Annotated in this window: 14 protein-coding genes, 2 tRNA genes and 3 rRNA genes; 9 read left to right on the forward strand and 10 right to left on the reverse strand. The window is 59.4% G+C overall.

Annotation, left to right across the window (positions count from 1 at the left end):
* The first annotated feature begins 57 nt into the window (after positions 1 to 57).
* Complete coding sequence (ycaO, locus tag KI611_RS13780; protein ID WP_226416232.1) at positions 58 to 1806, forward strand: 30S ribosomal protein S12 methylthiotransferase accessory factor YcaO; 1749 nt, start codon at positions 58 to 60, stop codon at positions 1804 to 1806.
* 120 nt (positions 1807 to 1926) lie between these two features.
* Positions 1927 to 2331, forward strand: a complete 405-nt coding sequence (locus tag KI611_RS13785; protein ID WP_226416233.1) for a glutaredoxin family protein — start codon at positions 1927 to 1929, stop codon at positions 2329 to 2331.
* Here KI611_RS13785 and KI611_RS13790 read toward each other — a convergent pair.
* Complete coding sequence (locus tag KI611_RS13790; protein WP_226416234.1) at positions 2328 to 3137, reverse strand: helix-turn-helix transcriptional regulator; 810 nt, start codon at positions 3135 to 3137, stop codon at positions 2328 to 2330. The genes KI611_RS13785 and KI611_RS13790 overlap by 4 nt on opposite strands.
* Before the next feature lie 166 nt (positions 3138 to 3303).
* On the opposite strand from KI611_RS13790, the gene KI611_RS13795 reads away from it, so the two are divergent.
* The 4 genes from KI611_RS13795 to fumC all read left to right on the forward strand — a co-directional run bounded on the left by KI611_RS13795 (position 3304) and on the right by fumC (position 8804).
* Positions 3304 to 4056 (forward strand): hypothetical protein, encoded by a 753-nt coding sequence (locus KI611_RS13795; protein WP_226416235.1) that lies wholly within the window; start codon positions 3304 to 3306, stop codon positions 4054 to 4056.
* Between the two features lie 75 nt (positions 4057 to 4131).
* A complete protein-coding gene (locus tag KI611_RS13800; RefSeq protein ID WP_226416236.1) occupies positions 4132 to 6999 on the forward strand; it encodes a peptidoglycan-binding protein in 2868 nt (955 codons plus the stop codon).
* Positions 7000 to 7161: 162 nt separating this feature from the next.
* Positions 7162 to 7401, forward strand: coding sequence for a DUF2789 domain-containing protein (locus KI611_RS13805; protein WP_226416237.1), 240 nt, complete (start codon positions 7162 to 7164; stop codon positions 7399 to 7401).
* A gap of 14 nt (positions 7402 to 7415) precedes the next feature.
* Positions 7416 to 8804, forward strand: a complete 1389-nt coding sequence (gene fumC, locus KI611_RS13810; RefSeq protein WP_226416238.1) for a class II fumarate hydratase — start codon at positions 7416 to 7418, stop codon at positions 8802 to 8804.
* A 6-nt stretch (positions 8805 to 8810) separates the two neighbouring features.
* On the opposite strand, the gene KI611_RS13815 is transcribed toward fumC, so the two are convergent.
* Positions 8811 to 9332 carry a superoxide dismutase family protein gene (locus tag KI611_RS13815; protein WP_226416239.1) on the reverse strand — a complete coding sequence of 174 codons (522 nt, stop codon included), beginning with the start codon at positions 9330 to 9332 and terminating at the stop codon, positions 8811 to 8813.
* A gap of 193 nt (positions 9333 to 9525) precedes the next feature.
* Here KI611_RS13815 and cysD point away from each other — a divergent pair, with 193 nt between their 5' ends.
* The 3 genes from cysD (at position 9526) to KI611_RS13830 (ending at position 12477) form a co-directional block, all read left to right on the forward strand.
* Positions 9526 to 10464: a sulfate adenylyltransferase subunit CysD gene (cysD, locus tag KI611_RS13820; protein WP_226416240.1), complete on the forward strand. Its 939-nt coding sequence runs from the start codon at positions 9526 to 9528 to the stop codon at positions 10462 to 10464.
* Positions 10464 to 11732 carry a sulfate adenylyltransferase subunit 1 gene (locus KI611_RS13825; protein WP_226416241.1) on the forward strand — a complete coding sequence of 423 codons (1269 nt, stop codon included), beginning with the start codon at positions 10464 to 10466 and terminating at the stop codon, positions 11730 to 11732. The genes cysD and KI611_RS13825 overlap by 1 nt, the downstream gene beginning before the upstream one ends.
* 91 nt (positions 11733 to 11823) lie before the next feature.
* Positions 11824 to 12477 carry a DUF4124 domain-containing protein gene (locus KI611_RS13830; RefSeq protein WP_226416242.1) on the forward strand — a complete coding sequence of 218 codons (654 nt, stop codon included), beginning with the start codon at positions 11824 to 11826 and terminating at the stop codon, positions 12475 to 12477.
* Positions 12478 to 12501: 24 nt separating this feature from the next.
* Here KI611_RS13830 and KI611_RS13835 read toward each other — a convergent pair whose 3' ends face one another.
* The 8 genes from KI611_RS13835 to KI611_RS13870 form a co-directional block, all read right to left on the reverse strand.
* Complete coding sequence (locus tag KI611_RS13835; RefSeq protein WP_226416243.1) at positions 12502 to 14286, reverse strand: GspE/PulE family protein; 1785 nt, start codon at positions 14284 to 14286, stop codon at positions 12502 to 12504.
* Positions 14287 to 14370: 84 nt separating this feature from the next.
* Positions 14371 to 14583: a DUF3820 family protein gene (locus KI611_RS13840; RefSeq protein ID WP_226416244.1), complete on the reverse strand. Its 213-nt coding sequence runs from the start codon at positions 14581 to 14583 to the stop codon at positions 14371 to 14373.
* A gap of 74 nt (positions 14584 to 14657) precedes the next feature.
* Positions 14658 to 16574 (reverse strand): molecular chaperone HtpG, encoded by a 1917-nt coding sequence (gene htpG, locus KI611_RS13845; protein ID WP_226416245.1) that lies wholly within the window; start codon positions 16572 to 16574, stop codon positions 14658 to 14660.
* A gap of 159 nt (positions 16575 to 16733) precedes the next feature.
* Positions 16734 to 16846 (reverse strand): 5S ribosomal RNA (gene rrf, locus KI611_RS13850).
* Between the two features lie 105 nt (positions 16847 to 16951).
* Positions 16952 to 19832, reverse strand: a 23S ribosomal RNA gene (locus KI611_RS13855).
* A gap of 208 nt (positions 19833 to 20040) precedes the next feature.
* Positions 20041 to 20116, reverse strand: a tRNA-Ala gene (locus KI611_RS13860).
* A gap of 12 nt (positions 20117 to 20128) precedes the next feature.
* A tRNA-Ile gene (locus KI611_RS13865) sits at positions 20129 to 20205 on the reverse strand.
* Between the two features lie 64 nt (positions 20206 to 20269).
* Positions 20270 to 21807 (reverse strand): 16S ribosomal RNA (locus KI611_RS13870).
* Together the 16S, 23S and 5S rRNA genes with 2 tRNA genes alongside form the textbook arrangement of a ribosomal RNA operon.
* Positions 21808 to 21983: the final 176 nt, after the last annotated feature.

Here is a 21983-nt window from a genome sequence, read left to right on the forward strand (position 1 = left end):
ACTGCCTGCCGCAGCATCACCGCTGCCTAACCGTTTCCCCCTTTGGCAGGACGCCCGATGCAAACCGAACACTTTATTCCGGGCAAAGATGCCTCCCTCGAACACTCCATTTCCTCGATGCAGGCCAAACTGGCAGCACGCGGTTTCGATATCGAGGAATGCTCATGGCTGAACCCGGTCGATAACGTGTGGTCGGTGCATGTGCGCAATCGCGCCTGTCACCTGATGTTCACCAACGGCAAGGGGGCCAGCAAACTGGCGGCGCAAGCCAGCGCACTCGGCGAGTTTTTCGAGCGGCTGTCCTGCAATTACTTCTGGAACCATTACTATCTCGGCGAAGCGATCGCCCAGCGCGCCTTCACCCACTACCCGCGCGAACGCTGGTTTGCCCTCGCCCAGGGCGATGCCGACACCGCCTGGCCGGCCGAATTGCTGACCCCGGAACTGCAGGCCTTCTACAACCCGGATAACGGCATCCCGGCCGAAATGCTGGTCGACATCAATTCCGGCAATTTCGAGCGCGGCATCTGCGCCATTCCCTATATCCGCCAGAGCGACGCCGCCGAGGTCTTTTTCCCGGTCAATATCATCAGCAACCTGTATGTCAGCAATGGCATGTCGGCCGGCAATACCCCGGCCGAGGCGCGCGCCCAGGCGCTGTCGGAAATTCTCGAACGCCACGTCAAGTTCAAGGTGATCGGCGAAGGCCTGTGCCTGCCGGACGTGCAGGAAGAAGTCATCGCCCGCTATCCGGGCATCGCCGCCGGCATTACCGGCCTGCGTGCCGCCGGCTTCGGCATCCTGGTCAAGGACGCCTCGCTCGGCGGCCAGTACCCGGTGATGTGCGTGACCATGCTCAACCCGCACGACCAGGGCGTTTTCGCCAGCTTCGGCGCCCATCCGCGCTTTGAAATCGCCCTCGAACGCGCTCTCACCGAACTGCTGCAGGGCCGCGCCCTCGAAGCGCTCGACGGCTTCCCACCGCCCGGATTCGACCTCGACGAAGTGGCCAGCGCGCCGAATATCGAAATCCACTTCGTCGATTCGAGCGGCATCGTGCACTGGAACTTCTTCAATGAGACGCCGGATTTCGAGTTCGTCGACTGGAACTTCAACGATCTGGAAAACGGCCGGACCACCGACGACTACGCCTGGCTGTGCGAATGCATCCAGGCCGACGGCCATGACATCTACGTCGCCGACTTCGACCATCTCGGCGTCTACGCCTGCCGCATCCTGGTCCCCGGGATGTCGGAGATCTACCCGATCGACGACCTGGAATGGGAAAACAACAGCAACGGCGCCATCGTCCGCCCGGCCATCCTGCACCTCGCCGAGCTGAGCGACGATGAATGCGGCGATCTGCTCGACACCTTGAACGAGCTGAACATCACCGATGAACGCCCGGTCGCCGCGCTGATCGGCCTCGCCCCGGATGCCGGCTCGCTGTGGGCCGATCTCCGCGTCGGCGAACTAAAGACCATGCTCGCCCTGGCCGCCGGCGACATGGACGCGGTGCGTGAAGGCTGCGAATGGGTAGGCCAGTTCGAGCAGCTCGACGCTGCCCGTCGCCGTACCTACCGCTGCATCGAAACCCTGCTTGAACTGGACGATCCGGACGCCTACGAAGCCGCCCTGGTCGGTCTGTACGGCGACGAAACGCTGGACCTGGCGACCGATCTGATCGACGGCGACCAGCGTTTCTTCGGCCTGCAATCGCCCGGCCTGAATCTTGAAGGCTGCGAGCTGCACCAGCGTTTGCTCAAGGAATACGAAAAAGCCCACGCTGCCCTGCCCAACGCCTGAGCCAGACCCCGCCGGCCCGCCCCGGCCGGTGAGGCTTTAACGGGCTGGCCGATCAGCCCCTGCACAAGGAGATGACTGCCGGCGTCCCGGCAGTCTCCCGCCACATTCCCGGAATCGACCATGAAAACTGTCATCAGAGCCTTCTTCAAAACCCTGCGCCTCGTCATCGGCCCCTTGCTGCTGCTGGGCGAGCGGCTGACCCGGCCGACCGGTCTGGTTCGCCCACCAGCAGCACAGGACGAAGTCGATCGGCAATGCAGCAGCATCGTGCTCTATCAATACAAGACCTGCCCTTTCTGCATCAAGGTCAGGCAGGAAATGCGCCGCCTGTCGCTGAACATCGAGCAACGTGACGCGCAGCAGCCGGGGAAAAATCGCGAAGACCTGGTGCACGGCGGCGGACAGGCCAAGGTGCCTTGCCTGAAAATCACCGATCAGGCCGGCCACAGCCAGTGGCTGTACGAGTCGGCCAAGATCATCAGCTATCTGCGCCGGCGCTTCCTGAACGGCGCCCAGGCAAGCTAGGCCAGATCGCGCACCACCGGTATGCCGGCAATCAGGCGAACCAGCGTCGCCTGGCGCGTGGTGCCGGTTTTATTGAAGATCGAACTGAGCTGGGTGCGCACCGTGGGCAAACGCAAACCTTGCTCGCGGGCGTATTCCTCGACCGAATCGCCGTGACAGATGGCGCGCGCCAGACGCGCTTCGGCAGCGGACAAACCGAACAGATCCATCAGCTGGCGCGCCGTCGCGATCCGCCGGCCATCGAGTGGCGCGACCAGACACAGGATGTCGTGAATCCTCGCGGCGCCGCCTTCATCTCCGGCCGGGAGTCCCGGTTGCATCCCGGTCAGGGTCAGGCTGAAGCGCTGTGCCGGCTGCTCCGGCGGATGCAGCAGAAAGTTCGTCGTTCGGCCGGTACCCACCGTTTCCTTCAACGCCGCGTTGAAGCGCGGCTGAAAACCGGCCACCGTGCACTGCAGTTGACCACCCTGCATGCGCATGACATTGCCGGCCTTGAGAAACGACTCGCCCCGGTAATCGCAGTCGAGAACCCGGGCACTCGGCGTCAGAATGATCGCCGCGACATGGCTGGGATGAGCCGAACTGGCCGCATGATCGGCAAACTCGCGCAGCGCCCGGCAATGGACGAACAGATCGACGATACGGGGCCAATTCGGCACCGCGCCCCCGGCCGGAGTTCCGATACCGGCTAGCGGCTGCAACCAAGTCGCCAGAGAGTCCATCACCTCCGGCAGCCGGTCAGGCGTCAAAACGCTCTGAAACAACTGTCCGGCCAGGCGATCAAGTTCGTGCATTTGCTCAGGCATCGGTCCCTCCTGTCTCTGTCGGTCAATCACCGGCTCAAGCAATTCTTCTCGTTGCGCTGACAGCGCGGCGAAACTGCGTCGAGCATCATCAAGTCTAGCTCCGTCCCCCAAGATCATTCATTTGAATGATGTTTTTAGTATATGCCATGCGATAGCCTCAATCGCTATGACTACCCCATCAAACCCGGACAGCAAGACTACTTTCCTGAGCACGTGGAAGGACCTCGTGGCGCTGGTCCGGGACACTTTGCTGCTCGCCCTGGTAGTCCTGTTGCTGGCCTTCCCGACCACCTTCAACAACTTGCTGGTCAGCGCCGGCTTTGAGGAAGGCAGCATTGTCGGCTTCAAGTGGAAGGCCAAACTGGTCGAGTCAGACCAGGCACTCAAGGAAGCGCAAGCCAACATCACCGACTTGACGGCCCAGAACGAAAAGCTCTCCAAGGCACTGGCCGCGGCCCAAGCACGGACCAGCGATCCGGCCGAGAAGCTTCTGCTGAGCGAACTTGAAGAGGAAAACAAAAAACTGAAACTGGCTTCGGCCAAGGTCGAAGCCAGTGTGCAAGTGACTATTGCCTCAAGTGCCGCACTGGTTGAAAAGGCGCAAACCTCATCGGGCACCGCGCTGCAATGGGGGGTGGTTTACGGCGGCGACACCGATCTTGCGGCGGCGCAGTACGAGGCCGAAACAGCGGCAAAAAAATACGGCCTCACCAACACCGCGATCTTTTTCCGCCAGGGCTCATTCCGTAGTGTCGCCACCGCCGCCGATCGTTCCGACGCGGAGCAGCTTCTCTTCAAGGCGAAGAACCGGCGTAGCGATGCCTACATCGTCAACTTGAACACCTGGTGCCCAAACCGCACGGCCAAGGCCGGCTATACCGAATGCACCGCCCCCGCTCGGGAAACGCTGGTCAGGTAAGCGTTTAACAGACACAACAATGTGTTGCCCGCGGCGACGTTGTTGTTGATTCAACCACCACAAGGAGGCTTGAAAATGGCAAATACAAAAATTGACATGCTGCTACTGATGCGCGGCAACGTCGGCAAGGAGGTTGCCGAACTGAAGAAGGCCTTGCGCAAGGCCCTGGCCGAGGACGCCGCCACCTATCCCGGACTGGCGACCGGCGAGGACTTCAATGTCGATACCGAGACCGCCTTGCGCGCCTGGCAATCGAGCGTCGGTCTGGTGGCGGATGGCATCGGCGGGCCGCGCTGCTTGTCTGCCCTGGGGATTTCGCCGCCCGCGGAACTCACCGTCAAGGTGGACACGGCGTTGGTGGCCAAGCTGTTTCCCTTCACCAGAACCTCGAACATCGCCACCAATCTGCCTTACGTCACCGCCGCACTGGCCGCCTTCGGCCTGACCGATGCCAACCTGATCGCCGTCGCGCTGGGCACCATACGGGCCGAGACCGAGGGTTTTGTGCCGATAGCCGAACTGCCGTCGCATTTCAATACCCGGCCCGGCCAAGCCGCCTTCAGCGCCTACGACGGCCGGCTGGGCAACAAGAATCCCGGCGATGGCGGACGTTATCGCGGGCGGGGTTTCGTGCAATTGACCGGGCGCGAAAACTACGAGAAATTTGGCAAGGTGCTCAACATTCCGCTGGCCGAGAACCCGGACAGTGCCTGTGCGCCGGAAGTGGCCGCCTGCCTGCTGGCTGCCTTTCTCGGCGCCAACCGGGAAAAGCTGGTCAAAGCCTTGAGCAAGAATGACTTGAAAGCGGCCCGCAAGGTGATCAATGGCGGCAGCCACGGGCTGGAGCGCTTCTCCGAAACCTTCCAGATGGCCCAGAAAATATGGGGCAGCGCCGTGCTACCGCTGGTCGGCGCCAAGGCCGTGGCCGGCGCGCCGGTCGCGGCGCGCCGGGCAACGCTCAATGTCACGCCCGACCTGGCTGATCTCCGCGACCGCCCCTACATGCCGCCGCCCCACTCGCTGGCGCAGGCCTTCCCGGCGGATGACGAAATCAAGCAGTTCATGGGCGCCTATACCCAGGCCGGACTGATTCTCGACCAGGGACAAGAAGGCGCCTGCACCGGCTTCGGCCTGGCCTGCGTCATCAACTACCTGCGCTGGCGGGCCGGCGGAATGCCGAAGAAGCTTGAGTCGGTCAGTCCGCGCATGCTGTACAAATTCGCCCGGCGTTTCGATGAGTACGAGGGTGAAAACTACGATGGCTCAAGTTGTCGCGGCGCGCTCAAGGGCTGGTATCACAATGGGGTCTGCCTCGAATCCAACTGGCCTTACGGGGCGGGCGACGAAGCCCTGCCGGCCGCGGGTTGGGATGTCGATTCGATCGAGCGGACGCTGGGCGTGTATTACCGCATCGACCCGCAGGCCATTACCGACTTGCAGGCGGCGATTCAGGATGTCGGCGCGATCTATGCCTCGGCCTATACCCACAAAGGCTGGGACAAGGTGAAAGCGAGCGCCAAGCCGCCCAGCTCACATGCCACCCTGCCGCTCATCGACTACGACGGCAAGCCATCCCGGAGTGGCGGGCACGCTTTCGCCCTGGTCGGTTTCAACCGTTCCGGCTTCATCATCCAGAACTCCTGGGGCAACAACTGGGGCGCCGGCGGCTTTGCCGTAATCGGCTACGCCGACTGGATGGCCCATGCGATGGACGTCTGGGTTGCCGCGATGGGCGTACCGGGCGTCGTCTCGGGTCGTCTGGCGACCGGCAGCAAGGAAAAGCCGGGGGCCGCATCGGCCGCGGCGCAAACCAACTGGTGGGACGAGGAAACGGCCTACCGGCACAGTATCGTGCTCGGCAACAACGGGCGGGTCGACCGCTTCGACAAACTCGATGGCGTCACGCGAACCTTGCAGAATCAGGCATGCATCCTGCCCGACACCTGGTTCCGGCAGAACGCGCAGAAGAAAAAGCGGCTGGTGATCTATACCCACGGCGGCCTCAACAACGAAAGTGGCGCGATCAAGCGCGCCCAGGCGATGGGACGGTATTTCCTCGGCAATGGCTGCTACCCGCTGTTTCTGGTGTGGAAGAGCGGTCTGCTCGAATCCTTGGGCAACATCCTGGCCGACAAGACGACCAACAAAGCGGGCATGGCCGGCGGCGTCGGCGGCTGGGTAACCGACAAGGTCAGCGACCCGATTGTCGAAAAAACCATCGGCCGCCCCTTTGCCCGTCCGCTGTGGAGCGAAATGAAGGAGAACGCCGAACTGGCAGCGGAAAGCGGGCGCGGCGGCGATCTGCTGACCAACGCGCTGCATTCGCTGGCCGGTAGCTGGGGCGACAAATTCGAATTGCACCTGATCGGCCATTCCGCCGGCTCCATCGTACTTGGCCGGCTGCTCGGCAATCTGGCGCAGAAAGACCTAACGGCCTGCGTCAAGTCCGTCCATCTGTACGCTCCGGCGTGCACCGTCGCTTTTGCCAACCGGCACTACGCACCGCAAGCCGAGATCATGGACAAACTCTATCTGGATATCCTGGGCGACCAATGCGAGCGGGACGACAACGTGGCGCAGATTTACCAGAAGTCCCTGCTCTATTTCGTTTCCAACGCCCTGGAGGCTGATTTGCGGATGCCCATCCTCGGTCTGGAGAATGTCTATAACCCGCAGTACGCCGACTGGGACGGCTCGTCCAGTTCGGCCGAAGCCCTGACCAACTGGCGCAATGCGGCGAAAATCAGCAAGCTGAAAGAGCGCCTGACCATTCATCAGGAAGAAAAATTCGTCACGCGGCGCGGCGCTGGCGGCTTGGCGAGGAAGACCGAAAATGCCTCGCACGGCGGTTTCGACAACAACGTCGACATCGTCGGCAAAACCCTGGAACGGATAACCGGCGCCCCACTCGTGCTGCCGGTTGATGATCTGGTCGGCTTCTAGGGAACACCATGGGCGCCGGGGCAAGGGCCGCAATCGCCGCCCTTGCCACCGGCCCTTCAGGAATCGCTGCTACAGCGCCCGAACTTCTGCCGCGCCGCCGACTCCAATGCATAGTCCTGGCGCGGCGACACCGGCGTCGCGGGAAAAAAAGGAGAGTGCACCATGGAACGTCCCGTACACAACATGAGCCATCTGTTTGCCCAACTCGGCCAGCCCAACGACGAGGCGGCCATTGCCCGCTTTATCGAAAGCCACCGCCCGCTGGCCGAAACCGTTCAACTGCACGAAGCACCCTTCTGGACGGCATCACAGGCCGGTTTCCTGCGTGAAGCCTTGCTCCAGGATGCCGACTGGGCCGAGGTCGCCGACGAGTTGAACGCCGAGTTGCGCGCCCGGCATTAGGCAGGACCAGCGCCATGACGCGGCTGGAAAAGGACAGTTTCGGGAGCATCGAGGTGGCGGCCAACCGCCTCTGGGGCGCGCAAACCCAGCGCTCGCTCGAACACTTCGCGATTTCCACCGAACGCATGCCGGAGGAACTGATCCACGCCCTGGCGGTGATCAAGGCGACCTGCGCGATGGTCAATCTGGAACTCGGCCTGCTCCCGCTCGACAAGGCGAACGCCATCATGACGGCGGCCGACGAGGTGGTGTGCGGCCGGCACAACGACCAGTTTCCGCTGGCAGTCTGGCAAACCGGCTCCGGCACGCAGAGCAACATGAATCTCAACGAGGTGCTGGCCAATCGCGCCTCGGAACTGCTGGGCGGCGAACGCGGCAGTACCCGCCGCATCCATCCCAACGACGACGTCAATCTCGGCCAGTCGTCGAACGACATCTTTCCTACCGCCATGCATCTGGCCGCCACGCTGGGCATCAGCCGGCAGCTGCTGCCGGCACTCAGCCAGCTGGCGGCAACGCTGGCCGGCAAGGCGGCCGCCTTCAGCGGGATCATCAAAATCGGCCGCACGCATTTGCAGGATGCGACGCCGTTGTCGCTCGGCCAGGAATTTTCCGGCTACGTCGCCCAACTGGAGCATGCCGAGGCCGTCATTACCGCCAGCCTGCCGTCGCTCTACCCGCTGGCGGTCGGCGGCACGGCGGTCGGCACCGGGCTCAACACGCATCCGGAATTCGGTTTCCGGGTCGCCGCCAAACTGGCTGATCAAACCGCCCTGCCCTTCACCAGCGCCGCCAACAAGTTCGCCGCGCTGGCCGCCAACGACGGGCTGGTCGCCGCCCATGGCGCACTGAAAACACTGGCCGTGGCCTTGATGAAAATCGCCAACGACATCCGTTGGCTGGCCTCCGGGCCACGCTCCGGGCTGGGTGAGATCCGCATTCCGGAAAATGAGCCGGGCAGTTCGATCATGCCCGGCAAGGTCAATCCGACCCAGTGCGAAGCGCTCACCATGCTCTGTTGCCAGGTCATCGGCAACGACGTGGCAATCAGCATCGGCGGCGCCTCCGGCAATTTCGAGCTGAACGTCTTCAAGCCGCTGATCGCCCATAACTTCCTGCAAAGCGTCCGCCTGCTCGCCGACGGCCTGCGCAGTTTCGACCGCCATTGCGTTCAGGGCATTGCGGCCAACGACGAGCGCATCGCCGAACTGCTGGAACGCTCGCTGATGCTCGTCACCGCGCTCGCGCCGCATATCGGCTACGACAAGGCTGCAGAAATCGCCAAGCTGGCCAACCGCGACAACCTCACCCTGCGGGCGGCGGCGCTAGGCCTGGGCTATGTCAGCGCCGCCGAATACGAGCAGTGGGTCGTCCCGGCAGCGATGATCCAGCCGAACCCCTGAATCCGTTCAGCGAACGGCGATCACCCCGCAGGCAACGCGCTTGCCGGAGTTGCCGGCCGGCTGCGACTTGTAATCGTCCGGATCGGCATGAATCACCACGCTGCGCCCGACAATGCCGTTCGTCGCCCCGCTCAGGCTCAGCCCGCTGACCTCGGCACTGTAGCGCGCATTTCCCTGGGCATCGGCCAGCAGGTTGGGCATATCGCCGCCGTGATGCTCGGGGCCAGCGTAATGACCGTGCGGCTGGCCGACCGGATTGAAATGCCCCTTGGCGCTGCTCGCATCCGGCGCACTGCAATCGCCCGCTTCGTGTACGTGGAAACCGTGCTCTCCGGGCGTCAGCCCGGCCACCGTGGCCTCGACGCGCAACTTGCCGGCGGCTTCACTGAAAACGACATTGCCCGACACGGTACTGCCCGAGCGTGCAGCCAGATCAGCGCTAGCCGAAGGCCCTCCCATTCCGGTTGCACAGGCGCCAAGGAAGACGATGGAAAGGACGGACAGGGCGTAAGTTGCATGGCGATTCATATTCTTCTCCTTATTCAGTGTGATGACAGAGCGATACTGTCTTTCAAATGACCGATGCACGTCGAAAACGTTCCCTTTCCGGAATCCGTCACTTATAACCAATGGCAATAATAAGATGAGCACTTGTTCTTAAACGAATATTAAGCCCTTGCTACAATGACGCCATTCAACAATCCACGCGGATTTACCAGCGATGACCCAAACGACTCAAGGCACCACGCTCAGCCACCTCGACTGGCTCGAAGCCGAAGCCATCCACATCATGCGCGAAGTGGCCGGCCAGTGTTCCAACCCGGTACTGCTCTTTTCCGGCGGCAAGGACTCGCTCTGCCTGCTGCGCCTGGCCGAAAAGGCCTTCCGCCCCGGCAAGTTCCCCTTCCCGCTGCTGCATATCGACACCGGCCACAATTACCAGGAAGTCATCGCCTTCCGCGACCAGCGCGCTGCCGAACTGGGCGAACGGCTGATCGTCCGCTCCGTCGAAGACTCGATGGCCCGCGGCACCGTCGTCCTGAAGCATGAAGGCGAATCGCGCAACAAGCACCAGTCGGTAACCCTGCTCGAAGCCATCGAGGAATTCGGTTTCGACTGCTGCATCGGCGGCGCCCGGCGCGACGAGGAAAAGGCGCGCGCCAAGGAACGCATCTTCAGCTTCCGCGACGAGTTCGGCCAATGGGATCCGAAAAACCAGCGCCCGGAACTGTGGAGCCTGTACAACGCCCGCAGCCACAAGGGCGAGAACATCCGCGCCTTCCCGATCTCGAACTGGACGGAAATGGACGTCTGGCAATACATCGAGCGCGAAGGCCTGGAACTGCCGTCGATCTACTTCGCCCATACCCGCCCGGTGGTCATCCGCCAGGGTTCCATCGTGCCGGTCAATGTGCCGCTCGTCTCCGGCGAAATCGCCAACCCGGTGAAGGCCGGCGAAGAGATCGTCGACCTGCAGGTGCGCTTCCGCACCGTCGGCGATATTTCCTGTACCGCCCCGGTCGAGTCGGACGCCGACACGGTTTCCAAGATCGTTCTCGAAACCGCCACCACCACCATCACCGAGCGCGGCGCGACGCGTCTGGACGACCAGACCAGCGACGCCTCCATGGAACAACGCAAGAAAGAGGGTTACTTCTGATGACCGCCCAAGTTGAAGACCACGGCCTGCTGCGCTTTTTGACCTGCGGCAGCGTCGATGACGGCAAGAGCACCCTGATCGGCCGCCTGCTGTTCGATACCAAGACCATCCTCGCCGACACGCTGTCGGCCATTGCCAAGACCTCGGAAAAGCGCGGCCTCGGCGCGGTTGACCTCTCGCTGCTCACCGACGGCCTGCAGGCCGAGCGCGAACAGGGCATCACCATCGACGTCGCCTACCGCTATTTTTCGACCGGGACGCGCAAGTACATCATCGCCGACGCGCCGGGCCACGAGCAGTACACCCGCAACATGGTGACCGCCGCCTCGACCGCCAACCTCGCGATCATCCTGATCGATGCACGCAAGGGCATGCTGACCCAGACCCGCCGTCACTCGAAACTGGCTGCACTAGTCGGCATTCCGCATCTGGTCGTCGCCATCAACAAGATGGACCTGGTCGATTACTCGCAGGACACCTACGAGAAAATCAAGGCCGACTACCTCGAATTCGCCGCCAAGGTCGGTATCGAGGATGTCCGCTTCCTGCCGCTCTCGGCACTGAACGGCGACATGATCGTCGACCGCGGCGACAGCCTGAACTGGTATGACGGCCCAACCCTGCTCGAAATCCTTGAAGCCGCCCCGGCCGCCCATACCGAACACACCGAGAAATTCCGCTTCCCGGTCCAGTACGTCTGCCGCCCACAGGATTCGGCCAACCCGGAGCTGCACGACTACCGCGGTTTCATGGGCCGCGTCGAAGCCGGCACGCTGAAAGTCGGCGATGCCGTCACGGTGCTGCCGAACGGCCTGACCTCGACGGTCAAGGCCATCCAGATCGGCGGCGTCGATATTCCGCAAGCCGTCACCGAACAATCGGTAACCATCCTGCTCGCCGACCAGATCGATACCTCGCGCGGCGACATGATCGTCAAGTCGAGCGAAGTCCCGGCCGCCGTCAAGCAGATCGAAGCCACCGTCTGCTGGATGGCCGAAGCGCCAATGGACCGCGCCCGCACCTACCTGATCCGCCACACGACGCGCGATTCGAAGGCCAAGCTGGCCGCCATCGACCATCGTCTGGATGTCAATACGCTGGAAAAAGTCCCGGCCGAAAAGCTGGCGATGAACGATATCGCCCAGGTCACCTTCAAGCTGGCCCAGCCGCTGTTCGCCGACCCCTACCTGGAAAACCGCGGTACCGGGGCTTTCATCATCATCGACGAAAGCAACAACAACACGGTCGGCGCGGGGATGATTCTTTAATCCCCAGTCGGTCCTCTGAGAAAAGCGCTCTCCGGAGCGCTTTTCTCGTCAACGGCCGCCCGATTCGAAGCGTTTGAGCTATAAAGAAGCCATGAACAAGATTCTGCTCACCCTCTTCGCCGCTTGCCTGCTCGCCCTGCCGGTGCAGGCGGAAATCTACAAATGCCGTCTGCCGAACGGCAAGACCGAGATTGCCAATTCTCCCTGTCCGAGCGGTAGCGGTACGCTGACCGTTCGTCCCGACGACACGGTGCCGGAGGAGACCCGCCAGCAGGCGGAGCGGGATGTCGCGCGGATGCGCAACTATGTCGATCAGCGCGAAGCCGCCCAGCGGGCCGACGAAGCGGCGGAGCGCCAGCGGCAGGCAGGAGAACGCCAGGCGGCCGCCCAGCAAGGGGTTTATCAGTCGGACAGCATGAGCGAATGCCTGCGCGAACTGGCGCAGCATCCGGTCGATGCGGCGCGGCGGGCGGAACTTGAAGCAATCTGCCGGGCCAAGGCGAAAACCGAGCCGGCAGTGGTCCAGGTTCCGGTATTTGGCGGTGGCGGACTCGGTGGCGCGGTGGACCACTGTGTCCAGAATGTTCTCCGACTCAGGCTGGCGCCGGCCGAACAGAATCGGCGCATGGCGCTGTGTCAGGGCAATTACGGACAGCCTCCCGGGCCCGTCCCGCATCCGGCGCCCCACCCTGAGGTCAAGCCCGGCAAACCCTGCCCACGCAACGACAAATTCTGCGTCCGATAAGAGACGAAGCGCCCCTTGCCGACGTCAAACGTCGTCGGCTGGCGGCGCCACCTTGATGATCTCTTCCAGCGAAGTCACCCCCTGCGCCACTTTCATTGCACCGGAAATCCGTAGCGGTCGCATGCCTTCGCGATAGGCCTGCTCGCGCAACTTGGCCACTTCCATCTGGGGATTGATCAGGCGGCGCACTTCAACCGAGTTGACGAGAATTTCATAGATGCCGACGCGCCCGGTATAGCCGGTCATCCGGCACTCCAGGCAGCCAACCGGCTGGTAGATCTGGGCCGGTTCGCCCGACTTCCACGGCGCGACCAGTGATCGCCAGGCGGCGCGCTGCTCATCGTTGGTCGGCACCGCTTTCTTGCAATGCGGGCACAGGGTGCGCACCAGACGCTGGGCCATGATGCCGAGCAGCGTTGAATTGATCAGATAGGCCGGCACCCCGAGATCGAGCAGGCGGGTAATCGCCGATGGCGCGTCGTTGGTGTGCAGCGTGGACAACACGAGATGCCCGGTCAACGCCGCCTGGATGGCCATTTCAGCGGTTTCCAGATCGCGGATTTCGCCGATCATCACGATGTCCGGGTCCTGCCGCATCAAGGCACGCACGCCATCGGCGAAGCCCATGTCGATACTGTGCTGGACCTGCATCTGATTGAACGCGGACTCGACCATCTCGATCGGATCCTCGATGGTGCATACATTGACCTCCGGCGTCGCCAACTGCTTCAGCGTCGTGTACAGCGTCGTCGTCTTGCCCGAACCGGTCGGGCCGGTAACCAGAATGATGCCGTTCGGCGCCTGGGTCATCTGCCGCCAGCGCGTCTGGTCATCTTCGGAAAAGCCCAGCGAACGGAAATCGCGGACCAGCACTTCCGGGTCGAAAATCCGCATCACCAGCTTTTCACCAAAAGCCGTCGGCAGCGTCGATAGACGCAGTTCGACCTCCTGCCCGGCCGGCGTGCGGGTCTTGATCCGCCCATCCTGCGGCCGGCGCTTTTCGATGACGTCCATGCGACCGAGCAGCTTGATGCGGCTGGTCATCGCGTTCATCACCGCCATCGGAATCTGGTAGACCTGATGCAACACGCCGTCGATGCGGAAGCGGACGATACCGAGATCGCGGCGCGGTTCGATGTGAATGTCGGAAGCCCGCTGGTCGAAGGCGTATTGCCACAGCCAATCGACAATATGGACGATATGCTGGTCGTTGGCGTCGAATTGCCGATTGCCCTTACCCAGTTCGACCAGTTGTTCGAAACTCGACAGGCCGGCGGTGGTTTCTCCCCTGGCCGCCGCTTTCTTGACCGATTTGGCAAGGTTGAAAAACTCGACCAGATAACGGCCGATATCGTCCGGGTTGGCCATCACCCGGCGAATCTCCTTGCGCAGGATCGGCTTCAGTTCCTCGACCCATTCCTTGATATAGGGTTCGGCCGTCGCAATCACCACTTCGCGCGTCGTTACCTGCACCGGAAGAATGCCGAAGCGCGCCGCATAGGCGCTCGACATGATTTCTGCGACACCGGTGAAATCTATCTTGAGCGGATCGATATGCAGATAATCGAGCCCGCTCCGGCCGGCCAGCCACTCGGTCAATACCTCGAGACTGAGCAACCTGACGGGCGGCCGGGTCGTCCGCCACTTCTGATCGGCAATGACGATCAGCGGATGAATCTTGCCGCCATGCAGGCGCCGCTCGTTCTTCAGCGCTTCGGCCGTTTCCTGCGTAACCATCCCGTCATCAACCATCATCTGCAAAACTTCGCTGATGGACAGACGGTGTTCGCCTACTGTCTTGTCATTCATGCGGCGCAATATAGCATGCGATTCGTGAGCCTTTGTAACGCCGGCCGCTCAGATTTGCACTCCTTTACCGCGGCCCTTCGGCGATCAGCGCTGGCGTAGCGGATCGAGCAGTGAAGCCAGACCATTGTGATCGAGTTCCTGCATCAGCGCCAGCAAACGACCGATCTCACCTTTCGGAAATCCCTCACGGGCAAACCAGTTCAGGTAATGGCCGGGCAAATCGGCAATCAGGCGCCCCTTGTACTTGCCGTAGGGCATGGTACGGGTGACCAACAGTTGTAAAGCTTCAGAATTCATCGGGAGCATTATGGGTGCTTGCCAAAAGAAAAACGGGGCTGAACGCCCCGTTTGAGTTTCTTCGCTGTGCCGCGTTACTTGCCTGACAAGGCCATCATCAGGTCGTTGATGCGTTTGACGAAGCCGGCCGGATCGTCAAGCTGGCCACCTTCGGCCAACATGGCTTGTTCGAACAACAAGGCAGCCCAGTCGTCGAAGCGATTTTCCTCGTATTTCAGACGCATCACCGCCGGGTGCTGCGGGTTGATTTCGAGGATCGGCTTGGTCGCCGGTGCATTCTGTCCGGCCGCCTTGAGCAGGCGAGCCAGATTACCGGAAGGATCGTGCTCGTCGGAAACCAGGCAGGACGGCGAGTCGGTCAGGCGGTAGGTGACGCGAACGTCCTTCACCTTGTCGCCAAGCGAGGTCTTCACCTTCTCCAGCAATTCCTTGTACTCGTCGGCAGCCTTCTCGGCTTCCTTCTTTTCTTCCTCGTCTTCCAGCTTGCCGAGATCGAGGCCACCCTTGGCGACAGACTGCAGATGCTTGCCGTCGAACTCGGTCAGATGGCCGACAACCCACTCGTCAACACGGTCGGAAAGCAACAGCACTTCGATGCCCTTCTTGCGGAAGATTTCGAGGTGCGGACTATTCCTGGCGGCATTGAAGGTATCGGCAGTGACGTAGTAAATCTTCTCCTGGCCTTCTTTCATGCGGCCGATGTAGTCGGCCAGCGACACAGTCTGCTCCGACGTGTCGTTATGCGTCGAGGCAAAGCGGATCAGACCAGCAATCTTGTCCTTGTTGGCGAAGTCTTCACCAACGCCTTCCTTGAGCACCGAACCGAAGGCCCCCCAGAACGTCGCGTACTTTTCCTTGTCGTTCTCGGCCAGGTCTTCCAGCATGCCGAGCACCTTGCGCGTACAACCGCTGCGGATGCCGTCGATATCCTTGCTCTGCTGCAGAATTTCGCGCGACACATTGAGCGGCAGGTCGGCAGAATCGACCACTCCGCGCACGAAGCGCATATAGAGCGGCATCAACTGTTCGGCATCGTCCATGATGAAGACGCGACGCACATAGAGTTTGATGCCGTGGCGAGCATTGCGGTCCCACAGGTCGAACGGGGCACGGGCCGGGATGTAGAGCAGCTGGGTGTATTCCTGCTTGCCTTCGACGCGGGCATGGGTCCAGGCCAGCGGATCTTCAAAATCGTGGGCGACGTGCTTGTAGAACTCTTTGTACTGCTCGTCGGTGATATCGGACTTGCCACGAACCCACAGCGCATTAGCCTGGTTGACCGTTTCGTCTTCGTCAGTAATGAGCTGCTCGCCCTTCTCCTGATTCCACTCCTCTTTCTTCATCACGATCGGCAGCGTGATGTGATCGGAGTACTTGCGAATGATCGACTTCAGTTTCCAGCCGCCGAGGAATTCGTCCTCGCCTTCGCGCAGGTGCAGCGTCACGTCGGTACCGCGCGTTGCCTTTTCAACCATCTCGACGGTGTAATCACCCTCGCCACCGGATTCCCAGCAGACGGCCTGGTTGGCTTCGACGCCTGCGCGCCGGGAAACCACGGTGACCTTGTCGGCAATGATGAAGGAGGAATAGAAACCGACACCGAACTGCCCGATCAGATGCGCATCCTTGGCCTGGTCGCCAGTCAGCGCGGAGAAGAATTCCTTGGTGCCGGACTTGGCAATGGTCCCGAGGTGCTCGACCGCCTCATCCCGCGACAGGCCGATACCGTTATCGGAAATGGTGATGGTGCGGGCTTCCTTGTCGAAGGAAACGCGGATCTTCAGATCGCTATCATCGCCGTATAGTGCACCGTTGTTCAGTGCTTCGAAGCGCAGCTTGTCACAGGCATCGGAAGCATTGGAAACAAGCTCGCGCAAAAAAATCTCCTTGTTGCTGTACAAGGAGTGGATCATCAATTGCAGCAGTTGTTTGACTTCAGCCTGGAACCCCAGGGTTTCGCGATTGGTGCTCGCGCTTGCGGACTCTGACATGCTTGAAACTCCCAATAAAACATTAAGAACGTGAATCGGGAGATGGGGCCTTTCGCTCGAATTTCAAGAGATCAGCAGTTTGAATTTCTCAAGTGGATGTTTAGATGTAGTAGACGACAAAAACCCCGTTAGCTGTTGCTAACGGGGTTTTGAATGGGAGCCTGGCGGTGACCTACTTTCGCGAGCGGAAGCTCACTATCATCGGCGCTCATCTGTTTCACGGTCCTGTTCGGGAAGGGAAGGGGTGGGTCCAGAGGGCTATTGCCGCCAAGCGTAACTTGTGTGTTTGTCGCGTATTGAAGCGCGGCAAACGCAAAACGGGGAGGAAGGTTGTTGTTGTGACTGCTATGAGTTGCTGCAGTGTCTTACAAGGTTATAGGATCAAGCCGCACGGGCAATTAGTATCAGTTAGCTTAACGCATTACTGCGCTTCCACACCTGACCTATCAACGTCGTGGTCTTCGACGACCCTTTAGGGAGTTCAAGACTCCGGGAAATCTTATCTTAAGGCGAGTTTCACGCTTAGATGCTTTCAGCGTTTATCTCTTCCGAACATAGCTACCCGGCGATACGACTGGCGTCATAACCGGTACACCAGAGGTTCGTCCACTCCGGTCCTCTCGTACTAGGAGCAGCCCCCTTCAAATTTCCAGCGCCCACGGCAGATAGGGACCAAACTGTCTCACGACGTTTTAAACCCAGCTCACGTACCTCTTTAAATGGCGAACAGCCATACCCTTGGGACCGGCTACAGCCCCAGGATGAGATGAGCCGACATCGAGGTGCCAAACACCGCCGTCGATATGAACTCTTGGGCGGTATCAGCCTGTTATCCCCAGAGTACCTTTTATCCGTTGAGCGATGGCCCTTCCATACAGAACCACCGGATCACTATGACCTGCTTTCGCACCTGCTCGACTTGTGGGTCTCGCAGTCAAGCACGCTTTTGCCATTGCACTTTATGGGCGATGTCCGACCGCCCTAAGCGTACCTTCGTACTCCTCCGTTACCTTTTGGGAGGAGACCGCCCCAGTCAAACTGCCCACCATGCACGGTCCCCGATCCGGATTCACGGATCAAGGTTAGAACCTCAAATAAATCAGGGTGGTATTTCAAGGTTGGCTCCACCGAAACTAGCGTCCCGGTTTCACAGCCTCCCACCTATCCTACACAGACCGATTCAAAGTCCAATGCAAAGCTACAGTAAAGGTTCATGGGGTCTTTCCGTCTTGCCGCGGGGAGATTGCATCTTCACAAACATTTCAACTTCGCTGAGTCTCAGGAGGAGACAGTGTGGCCATCGTTACGCCATTCGTGCAGGTCGGAACTTACCCGACAAGGAATTTCGCTACCTTAGGACCGTTATAGTTACGGCCGCCGTTTACCGGGGCTTCGATCAAGAGCTTGCACCCCATCAATTAACCTTCCGGCACCGGGCAGGCGTCACACCCTATACGTCCACTTTCGTGTTTGCAGAGTGCTGTGTTTTTATTAAACAGTCGCAGCCACCATTTCACTGCAACCCCATCGGCCTTCGAGCGCGAGGCTCTACAACCTACCGGGGCACACCTTCTCCCGAAGTTACGGTGTTAATTTGCCGAGTTCCTTCTCCTGAGTTCTCTCAAGCGCCTTAGAATTTTCATCCTGCCCACCTGTGTCGGTTTGCGGTACGGTCAATTCTAGACTGAAGCTTAGTGGCTTTTCCTGGAAGCTTGGTATCAATCACTTCAGCACCGTAGTGCCTCGTCGTCACGCCTCAGCTTAGCCCCCCGGATTTGCCTAAGGGGCACGCCTACACGCTTAAACCACCTATTCCAACAGATGGCTGACCTAACCTTCTCCGTCCCCACATCGCATCTAGAATCGGTACAGGAATATTGACCTGTTTCCCATCGACTACGCATTTCTGCCTCGCCTTAGGGGCCGACTCACCCTACGCCGATGAACGTTGCGTAGGAAACCTTGGGCTTTCGGCGAGGGAGCTTTTCACTCCCTTTATCGCTACTCATGTCAGCATTCGCACTTCTGATATCTCCAGCATCCTTTACAAGACACCTTCACAGACCTACAGAACGCTCCCCTACCATATCTTTCGATATCCGCAGCTTCGGTGCACAGTTTGAGCCCCGTTACATCTTCCGCGCAGGACGACTCGACTAGTGAGCTATTACGCTTTCTTTAAAGGATGGCTGCTTCTAAGCCAACTTCCTAGCTGTCTATGCCTTCCCACTTCGTTTCCCACTTAACTGTGTCTTGGGGACCTTAGCTGGCGGTCTGGGTTGTTTCCCTCTTGACAATGGACGTTAGCACCCACTGTCTGTCTCCCAGGCTTGCACTTTGCGGTATTCAGAGTTTGCCATGGTTTGGTAAGTCGCGATGACCCCCTAGCCATAACAGTGCTTTACCCCCGCAAGTGATACCTGAGGCACTACCTAAATAGTTTTCGGGGAGAACCAGCTATTTCCGGATTTGTTTAGCCTTTCACCCCTATCCACAGCTCATCCCCTAATTTTTCAACATTAGTGGGTTCGGACCTCCAGTACCTGTTACGGCACCTTCATCCTGGCCATGGATAGATCATCCGGTTTCGGGTCTACGCCGTGCTACTAAACGCCCTTATCAGACTCGCTTTCGCTACGCCTCCCCTATTCGGTTAAGCTCGCAACACAACGTAAGTCGCTGACCCATTATACAAAAGGTACGCAGTCACGGAACAAGTCCGCTCCCACTGTTTGTATGCATGCGGTTTCAGGATCTATTTCACTCCCCTCCCGGGGTTCTTTTCGCCTTTCCCTCACGGTACTAGTTCACTATCGGTCGATCACGAGTATTTAGCCTTGGAGGATGGTCCCCCCATGTTCAGACAAGGTTTCACGTGCCCCGCCCTACTTTTCGCTAACTTAGTACCACGGATTCGTTTTCATGTACGGGGCTATCACCCACTACGGCCGGACTTTCCATTCCGCTCCATTAACGATTCCGCTATCACTAGCAGGCTGCTCCCCGTTCGCTCGCCACTACTTGGGGAATCTCGGTTGATTTATTTTCCTCCGGCTACTTAGATGTTTCAGTTCACCGGGTTCGCCTCAATATCCTATGTATTCAGATAAAGATACTCATTGCTGAGTGGGTTTCCCCATTCGGATATCGGGGGATCAAAGCTTCATTGCCAGCTCCCCCCCGCTTTTCGCAGGCTTGCACGTCCTTCATCGCCTGTGATCGCCTAGGCATCCACCACATGCACTTAGTCGCTTGATCCTATAACCTTGTGCTCTCGTCAGAGAGCGGCTACAGGCAAACTCATATTTGTGCGATCTTCATACTCCATACAAAGATCGATGCAATCACAACGCATCACCCAGGCCTCATCAGCCCAAGTGACACAACCTTCTTCCGTTTTGTTAAAGAGCGCAGCATTTGATTCCTCAAAAGCTAAAGATAAACAACCCTGTTTATCTTTAGTTTCTGGTGGAGGATAACGGGATCGAACCGTTGACCCCCTGCTTGCAAAGCAGGTGCTCTCCCAGCTGAGCTAATCCCCCGTTTTAAGACGTTGGTGGGTCTGGTTGGAATCGAACCAACGACCCCCGCCTTATCAAGACGGTGCTCTAACCGACTGAGCTACAGACCCTCGTCTGTTTGCGCTACGTTTGAACAATCGATAGGTTGTGGGTGCCACTGATGCTTTTCTCTAGAAAGGAGGTGATCCAGCCGCAGGTTCCCCTACGGCTACCTTGTTACGACTTCACCCCAGTCACGAACCCCGCCGTGGTAAGCGCCCTCCTTGCGGTTAGGCTACCTACTTCTGGCGGAACCCGCTCCCATGGTGTGACGGGCGGTGTGTACAAGACCCGGGAACGTATTCACCGTGACATGCTGATCCACGATTACTAGCGATTCCGACTTCATGCAGGCGAGTTGCAGCCTGCAATCCGGACTACGATCGGCTTTCTGGGATTGGCTCCCCCTCGCGGGTTGGCGACCCTTTGTACCGACCATTGTATGACGTGTGAAGCCCTACCCATAAGGGCCATGAGGACTTGACGTCATCCCCACCTTCCTCCGGTTTGTCACCGGCAGTCTCGCTAAAGTGCCCAACTAAATGATGGCAATTAACGACAAGGGTTGCGCTCGTTGCGGGACTTAACCCAACATCTCACGACACGAGCTGACGACAGCCATGCAGCACCTGTGTTCAGGTTCCCTTTCGGGCACATCTCAATCTCTCAAGACTTCCTGACATGTCAAGGGTAGGTAAGGTTTTTCGCGTTGCATCGAATTAATCCACATCATCCACCGCTTGTGCGGGTCCCCGTCAATTCCTTTGAGTTTTAACCTTGCGGCCGTACTCCCCAGGCGGTCAACTTCACGCGTTAGCTCCGGTACTAAAAGGTTTTACCCTCCCAACACCTAGTTGACATCGTTTAGGGCGTGGACTACCAGGGTATCTAATCCTGTTTGCTACCCACGCTTTCGTGCATGAGCGTCAGTATCGACCCAGGGGGCTGCCTTCGCCATTGGTGTTCCTCCACATCTCTACGCATTTCACTGCTACACGTGGAATTCCACCCCCCTCTGCCGTACTCTAGCCTTGCAGTCACAAGCGCAGTTCCCAGGTTGAGCCCGGGGATTTCACGCCTGTCTTACAAAACCGCCTGCGCACGCTTTACGCCCAGTAATTCCGATTAACGCTCGCACCCTACGTATTACCGCGGCTGCTGGCACGTAGTTAGCCGGTGCTTCTTATTCCGGTACCGTCATCCACACCAGGTATTAACCAATGCGATTTCTTCCCGGCCGAAAGAGCTTTACAACCCGAAGGCCTTCTTCACTCACGCGGCATGGCTGGATCAGGCTTGCGCCCATTGTCCAAAATTCCCCACTGCTGCCTCCCGTAGGAGTCTGGACCGTGTCTCAGTTCCAGTGTGGCGGATCATCCTCTCAGACCCGCTACAGATCGTCGCCTTGGTGAGCTTTTACCCCACCAACTAGCTAATCTGATATCGGCCGCTCTAACAGCGCAAGGCCCGAAGGTCCCCTGCTTTCCTCCTCAGAGAATATGCGGTATTAGCGTAACTTTCGCTACGTTATCCCCCACTGAAAGGTACGTTCCGATACATTACTCACCCGTTCGCCACTCGCCACCAGGATTGCTCCCGTGCTGCCGTTCGACTTGCATGTGTAAGGCATGCCGCCAGCGTTCAATCTGAGCCAGGATCAAACTCTTCAGTTCAATCCAACTAATTACTCACAATTCACTGACGGTAGAATTTGACTTCTACCTCGATGGATCTCTCCATCCGTGTGATTGCCTTTAATACTTTTTGCGACTTGCGCCGCTTTCGCATCAAGGCACCCACACCTATCGATTGTCCAAATTGTTAAAGATCACTTCCCGCACTGCGCCGT

This window comes from Dechloromonas denitrificans (assembly GCF_020510685.1).
Taxonomy (GTDB): Bacteria; Pseudomonadota; Gammaproteobacteria; order Burkholderiales; family Rhodocyclaceae; genus Azonexus; species Azonexus denitrificans_A.